The following is a 7,016-nucleotide window of genomic DNA, read 5'->3' as shown; positions in this document are numbered from 1 at the left end:
TAATTTTCTGTCTTCAATCTCTTTTAAGTAATCTTCGTACAAGTTCATAGATCTTCCATGTTTAGATGCGTTATATATTGTTTAAAAATTTAGCTTTAGAATAGTGGTACTCTATCATAGAGCAGTATAGTCGTAAAATAATTCAGTTGAAATAGAGCTAGGATTAGATCATTTTGAGTATTGTGTATCTATTTTGACCGTGGCGTCAGAAGTAAGGGGCTGCAAAACTAAGGTAGGCTAAATATTTTTTAAATAGAAGGACCCTGCTTTAGGGCCCTTGCTAATATATTTTATTGTCTCTTGCTTACTTTTTGTCTCGCCTTTGTTGAAAGACGTTGTCTCTCTGTGTAGCGAGTTTCGACTGTGAACTTTCTCTTAACGTGTCTGGCAAGGAAGTTCATTTTTTTGGCTTCAATATGCTTAAGACGAGTACAGCCGTGAGACCCTGCTGTTCCATCTACGTATTTAGAAGAGTGGAATCCAACCCCTAAGTGGTAGAATGTTGCCCAAGGCATATCTTCATTGTCTGAGTTTCTATAGTGATCCATTACGAAGTAACCAGTAACTCTATCTGTTACATCACCACCAAGACCCATTTCTCCATCTTTTTGAAGTAGGAAGTGTCCTAGTTCATTTTGGTTTTTCATTGGAGTTGTTTGATAAACATATTTTGATTCTGGAGTATAATCTCCTCCCGAACCATCATACCAACGTCTACCAGGAGTTGTTACCCAAGTTGCAACATGGTCTCCAGTGTATTGATCACCGTTAATATAGACGTAGGCACGGTAACACATTTCTGACTTACAAGATCCGTAGTCAGGAGCTTCTCTATCTTGTTTTGCATCAGTAACAACAACATGTACGCTGTTTATACGATTGAAGCTATAGGTTGCATCATCATTTTGAACTGAGTAATAAGCAAGGTCATCTTTATAACCCATGTAACCTTTTGAGTTACACTTATTTAAAGCACCAAGAAGGTGTCCTTCCATTTTTTCTTGAGCACGCTCACATTGTTTTACCCATTTAGGTCTAAAACCAAACCTATAGTCTGAGAAAAATGCCGTTGCACCATTGGAAATTGAGAAAAGAGCTAGAGCAGTAGCTGCTAATTTAAATTGTTTAAGCATTTGTAACCCTTGTTTAAAATTTATGGAGTATAAGTATCAAGGGAGGCAAGCATTGCTAAGGATAATCTTTTAGACAGTATAAAGTGTGAAAAATCTATAAGGTCTTACCTTAAATTCGGCACAAAGAAAGACCTGACATACTCCTAAAGTAGACAGGTCTTAGACTCTTTATTTTTGATTAGATTTCGTAGCTATAAGAGCAATCTACAGTTATTTCTGGAGTTTGATCTGTGAAGCTTCTTGGATCATTTCCTATAATTACAGCTTTTAAACTTCCTTTCTCACCGTACTCAGTTTGCGTAACCTTGATTGATGAAGGAATCGCCGAAAAAGTTAGGGTCTTATATCCCTCTGTATTAGTGATGATAAAGTGATAGTTTTTATCTTCAAGTTTTCCAAGAACATATACTTTAGAGTTTTCATCCATAGAGTAAGTTGTTTGGTTTACTTCACTATACCAGTCTATAGTTTTTTCATCGATAGTGAACTCAACATTATGTTCAGCATGGTCACCTGGAACTGATGCATTTAAAGCTGTTCTTCCTGAGGCTGATTCGCAAGTAAAAGTAGCGTTTGCAGATCCTGCATGAGCAGAGATGCTTATTGATAGCGCTAATAATGTAATAAGAGATTTCATGTAACTTCTTCCTTAGAATAGATTTTTTAATGAGCGCTTTTACACCTAAATAATCTTAATTTCTTTAGCTAAGTAAAATGTATATGCTATATTTGCAACTCAGTTGCAAATATAGTGTTCCTGTGATAACTCTAAAATAGATAATAAATCAGGAGAAGAGATGAGAAATTCAATTTTAAATGTATTTGCCATGTTGTTACTTTCTATATCAGTAAGTGCTGCAGAGATGAACGGAAACGATTTAGCAAAGGCCTTCAATAGTGCCCTTAATGAAGCCTCTGTAGAAGTTGATGTTGATTCAATTATAGCTTGGGAATCAAGTGTTGAAGACCATGAAGTAGAAGTTAAGTTCTTAAATGAGCAAGATCTTCACCTTACTTATGGATGTCACTACCACGGTCAAGCAATGGCCTGTCATGAAGAGCATCAAGATCATGGACATGAGCACAAGTCTCTAACTTCTGGATTCACATACGTTCAATCGGCTCATCAAGCAGCAGTTGAGAAATTTTCAAAAACCCTTACAAGAAAAGGAGCTAATTTTTCAGCTGTTGATAATTTAAAAGTTTGGATTGATGGTGGAGACCATGATCACGATCACAAATTATCTGATGACCACGGTGAAGGTGCGGATGTTTGGTCAAAATTTAATTACTCTCTTAATGGTACTGATGCAACCATCTTCGTTCTTTGTCATACACACGGTCACGAGGCTGAATTTAGCTGTCATTATAATCGTGCAGGTGAAGGGGAACCAAACCTTTAAAAATTGAATTGCTTTGGAGTTTATTTTGAAACATTTATATACAGTTACTTTTCTTTTATTTTTTAGTGTTTTTTGTTCATCTTGTGATGAACTTACTGGTGGAGATACTGGTGCAAGCTTAATTGATAAAACTTCTGATTTGATTGGAGGACTCGACTCTGTATCTGCAGGGGAGAGAAAGTACTTATTAAATGGGTCTGTAAGTAATGGTGGAAATTCTGGTCATTACTTTAGACTTAAATTTAAACTCCCAGAGGAAGAGTCTTTAAGCTTTTACTTCTTTAGTTCACGTTCTTTAGATAGTGGAATGAAATATTTCTTTGAAAGAGTTAATGGGTCCGTCTTCTTAACAATTAGTTTAAATGGGCTTGAGGATAGAACCGAACTCGTAGAGTTTAAAGAGGTCGACACTGTAGATGTTGCTATTGATATTCACAATGATCATACAGACGCTCATATGTTGGTTTGGGATTATAATGGAGCTCGTGGTGATTATGAAGAGTGCAGCTTTGATGGAGGTTGTCTTTATAACACTGAAGACTTTGCATTTGATGTTTGGATTGGGGTTGGAAGAGCGAACGGTCTCTTTTGGGGATTTGAAGGTGATAAGTCTTTAATCGAATTATTAGAAGGCCCTAAAGATGCTATCTCAAATGTTTAAATTTAACTTTTTTCTTCTTATTTTATTTTTTTCATTAAATAGCTACGCTCTTAAATATAGTGACGTAGAAGTTTCTGCTGCAGGAGATTTCTTATACGAGCACGGAATTAATAAAGATAGTAGTGCGACAGATAAATTAATTATGAGAGGAGTTGAACTCTCAATCTATGCCCCAGTGGATGATAGATTTAATGGAGTTTTAACTGCTGCTGCTCACGATGAAAATGGTGAGACAGTTGTAGAGTTACACGAACTCTATATGTCTTCTTTTTCTCTTATTCCGAGATCTAATATTCGTGTGGGACAGTACTTTCTTTCCGTTGGACGCCTTGGTCGATCTCATCAACATGACTGGGTTTTTACTAGAGCTCCAAAATTCTATAGAAGCTTTTTTGGTGATGAGGGGCTAATAGACTCAGGAGCAGAGTATAGTTACATGCTCCCAACTGATAATATCTATAACTTAATAGTTGGAGTTACTAGTGGTTATAAGTACGGACACTCTCATACTGAAGGGAGTAAGCCAAAGGTTCCTACTCACTATGCTAGGTTTTCTAGATTTTTTGAATTTAGTTCTACAAGTGGGCTAGATATAGGTCTTAGTTATCTTGGTAGAACAGACTCTCAAGAGAATGACTTAAAATTGGCCGGAATTGACCTTACAGCAAAGTGGAGAAAAGGAAGAATGACAGAGTATCTTCTTCAATCTGAGCTTTGGTATAAGAATGAGTTAGACATCTCTAACGAGTTAAAAGAGCAAGTTGGGATGTATGTATTCAATGAATTCGGTCTCTCGGTTCAAAATAGTTTTGGACTTAGGCTAGATGCTTTTAAAGATCTATCTAAGAGAAATGCTTTAACAAATAGAATTTCTAATAATATAAGCTATGGAACTCTTGTTCAGCATACCTTTACTTCTAGTGAGTTTCTTAAAGTTAGATCTACGATTGCTCATGAATTTGACCGAGAGGAAGGTCTAACTACAAGTAAAGACACTCGTGCGACAGTGCAGATGATCTTTATTTTAGGTAGTCATCCCGCTCATGATTTTTAAGGAACTCTACTCTTTAAAACCTTTTTAAGTATTTACATAATATGTTACCCTTGGCTTTTATATTAAGGAAGAGAAGTTATGAGTAATGAAAGTGTTTTTTCTAAATTTGAAAATCAAAAGACAATAGATATCTCTAATATCGATATATTAAAAGAAGAGTTTGATAAACTACTTGATCTAGATATTAAAAGTGTAGAAGAACTTAAAGAGTTTGTTGAAAAGAGAGATGTCATCTCTAAGCATCTTGTAAATAATTGGTGTGAAACATATTTCTTAATGACTACAGATGTGGCAGATGAAAAAAAGAAAAAGAATAATGAATTTGTAGATGAATTTATTACTCCAATTGAATCAGAGTATGGTGATAAATTAGATAAGAAGTTCTTGAGCTCTCCCTATATTAGTGAATTAGGGGAAGATTTTGATATTTATATTACAAACTTAAAAAGAAAAACTGAATTATTCTGTGAAGAAAATATTGATGTTAGAAAGAAAATAGATAAACTCTCTTCAGAAATAACTGAGATCCAGGGGAAGCTTCTAGTTGACTGGGAAGGGAAGAGAGTTCCGCCTCCAGAGGTATATCCTCACTTTAAATCTACTGACCGAGAAATTAGAAAGAGAGCTTATGAGGCCGTTTTAAATGCAGACCTATCCGTTTACGAAGAAATTAATCAGCGCTTTGATGAACTTATACAACTAAGAGTACAGCTTGCGAAGAACTCTAAAATGGAGTCTTTCACAAAGTATGCTTTTAAAGATATGCAGAGATCTGACTGGGATGAGACTCATTGTTTTGAATTTCATAAAGCAGTTAAAGAACATATTGTACCAATTCATAAAAAGCTAAGAAAGAAGAGAAAAGAAAGTCTTAAACTCGATAAGTTAAGGCCATATGACCTGAGTGTAGATTACCTTGGACGTGAGCCTCTATATCTTTATAAGAAAGAGAATGTAGAAGAATTCATCGAAGGAACAGGAAAGATCATCAAAGCAATTGATGAGGAACTATACTCATTCTTTAAAGACATAAGAGAAAATGACTTATTAGATTTAGTTTCAAGAGAGAATAAGGCCCCCGGTGGATTCATGCTCATGTATCCAATATACGAGAAGGCATCTGTTTTCTATAATGGAGTAGGCCTTGCATCTGACTTACAGGTTTTACTTCATGAGCTGGGACACTGCTTTCACTACTATCTTGGAAAAGATGTACGTCCGTATGCTCTTCAAGATTGGTGTGCTGAAGTTGCTGAGTCTGGCTCTATGAGTATGGAGTTCATAGGATTAGAGCATGCTCAGGAATATTTATCAAAAGAGGACTGTAAAAGAATAAAGGAAGATAGACTAAAAGGTGTAGTTGGACTACTCGTTTGGTGTTCTCAAGTTGATGAATTTCAACACTGGCTCTATGCTAATGCTGATCACTCTCAAAGTGAAAGAGAAGATAAGTGGAAAGAGTTAAGATTAGAGTATGGTGGTGATGATGTCGATATGACGGGCTATCTTGAAAAATCAGCAAAAGTCGATTGGCAATTTATGCACATTTTACAGATGCCTTTTTATTATATCGACTACGCTATAAGTGAAATTTTAGCGCTAAGTGTATGGGACAAATACAAAGAAGATCCTAAAAATGGATTAAAATATTATAAAGACGGTTGTCGTCTAGCTGCTTCAAAGTCAGTAAAAGAGATCTATCAAGCTTTTGGAACAACTCTATCATTTGGAGATGAAGTTCTAAGGCCTTTGGCAAAGAGATTAGAAGAAGAATTATTATAAAAAATATAAAATAGCAGTCATAGAGTGGACTGCTATTTAAATCCTTTTAGTAGGCTTACTACATTTTTACCAAGGTCTTTAGTAAAGTATCCTCCTTCCTGAAGAATCACCGTCGGAATATTTAGTGAGGAAATAATCTTTCCAATCTTTTCATAGTCTTTTGTCTCGAGTGAGAAGTTTCCAACAGGATCAAGTTTGTAAGTATCAAAGCCTGCGGAGAGTACTAAGTAATCTGCTTCAAATCTCTTTATCGCTGGAATAACGGTCTCAATTAGAGTCTTCTTATATTGAGAGATTTTCGTTTTTTCTGGTAGTATCACATTGAGATTATAGCCCTCTCCCTTTCCTGAACCACTCTCTGAAGAAAAGCCCCAAAAGAATGGAAAGTACTCCCTTGGGTCTCCATGAATAGAGATGGTGAAGACTTTGTCATCTTTATAAAATATCTCTTGAGTTCCATTTCCGTGATGAAAATCTATATCAAGAATAGCGACTCTTCCTTTCTTCTTAAGCATCTTGGCCACTATTGCTGCATTATTAAAATAGCAGTAACCACCATAACTATCTTTAGTTGCATGATGACCTGGAGGTCTTGAAATAGCATATGAAACTCTAGACTTTCCCTTGTAGACTACTTCTCCTGCTGCATAAGCACTGGCTGTACTCCAACTTGCTGCTGACCATGTCTTATTGTTAAGTGGCGTACCACTATCAAAGCAGTAAAAACCTGCGTGCTTTATATTTGTTGGATCTGGGTTTGTGTTCTTTCTTTGGGGAAAGACACTTGGATAGAATGTTTCTCCATCAGGTAATCCAGCAGCAGTATTATAAAGAGTTACTAGCTCGTAGCTATGACAGTCTCTAATATTTGATAGGGGAATACGTTCAGGAGTTCTTAGATCAAAGAGTTCCTTCTCAGCTTTAACTGCTCTAAAGATAGACTCTGCTCTCTTAGTACTCTCTGGATGTTTGATACGATTCCC

7 protein-coding genes are annotated in these 7,016 nt (G+C 35.9%); 4 read left to right on the top strand and 3 right to left on the bottom strand.

All coding sequences use genetic code 11. The features are described from left to right. Positions 1-290 precede the first annotated feature (290 nt). Together ABX784_RS14425 and ABX784_RS14420 are read right to left on the bottom strand one after the other, a co-directional pair. Complete coding sequence (locus tag ABX784_RS14425) at positions 291-1,133, bottom strand: L,D-transpeptidase (RefSeq protein ID WP_372655764.1); 843 nt, start codon at positions 1,131-1,133, stop codon at positions 291-293. Between the two features lie 178 nt (positions 1,134-1,311). Further along, positions 1,312-1,770, bottom strand: coding sequence for a hypothetical protein (locus ABX784_RS14420; protein ID WP_372655763.1), 459 nt, complete (start codon positions 1,768-1,770; stop codon positions 1,312-1,314). 160 nt (positions 1,771-1,930) lie between these two features. Here ABX784_RS14420 and ABX784_RS14415 point away from each other — a divergent pair, with 160 nt between their 5' ends. The 4 genes from ABX784_RS14415 to ABX784_RS14400 all read left to right on the top strand — a co-directional run bounded on the left by ABX784_RS14415 (position 1,931) and on the right by ABX784_RS14400 (position 6,033). Beyond that, positions 1,931-2,536: a hypothetical protein gene (locus ABX784_RS14415; RefSeq protein WP_372655762.1), complete on the top strand. Its 606-nt coding sequence runs from the start codon at positions 1,931-1,933 to the stop codon at positions 2,534-2,536. Positions 2,537-2,561: 25 nt separating this feature from the next. After that, positions 2,562-3,197 carry a hypothetical protein gene (locus ABX784_RS14410; protein WP_372655761.1) on the top strand — a complete coding sequence of 212 codons (636 nt, stop codon included), beginning with the start codon at positions 2,562-2,564 and terminating at the stop codon, positions 3,195-3,197. Next, a complete protein-coding gene (locus tag ABX784_RS14405; RefSeq protein ID WP_372655760.1) occupies positions 3,190-4,251 on the top strand; it encodes a hypothetical protein in 1,062 nt (353 codons plus the stop codon). The genes ABX784_RS14410 and ABX784_RS14405 overlap by 8 nt, the downstream gene beginning before the upstream one ends. A gap of 78 nt (positions 4,252-4,329) precedes the next feature. Next, positions 4,330-6,033: a M3 family oligoendopeptidase gene (locus ABX784_RS14400; RefSeq protein ID WP_372655759.1), complete on the top strand. Its 1,704-nt coding sequence runs from the start codon at positions 4,330-4,332 to the stop codon at positions 6,031-6,033. Positions 6,034-6,065: 32 nt separating this feature from the next. Here ABX784_RS14400 and ABX784_RS14395 read toward each other — a convergent pair. After that, positions 6,066-7,016: histone deacetylase family protein (locus ABX784_RS14395; protein ID WP_372655758.1), on the bottom strand; the 951-nt coding region annotated here is incomplete at its 5' end.

Source organism: Halobacteriovorax sp. (assembly GCF_041587335.1).
Taxonomy (GTDB): domain Bacteria; phylum Bdellovibrionota; class Bacteriovoracia; order Bacteriovoracales; family Bacteriovoracaceae; genus Halobacteriovorax.
This window is presented reverse-complemented; position numbering and strand designations above follow the sequence as displayed.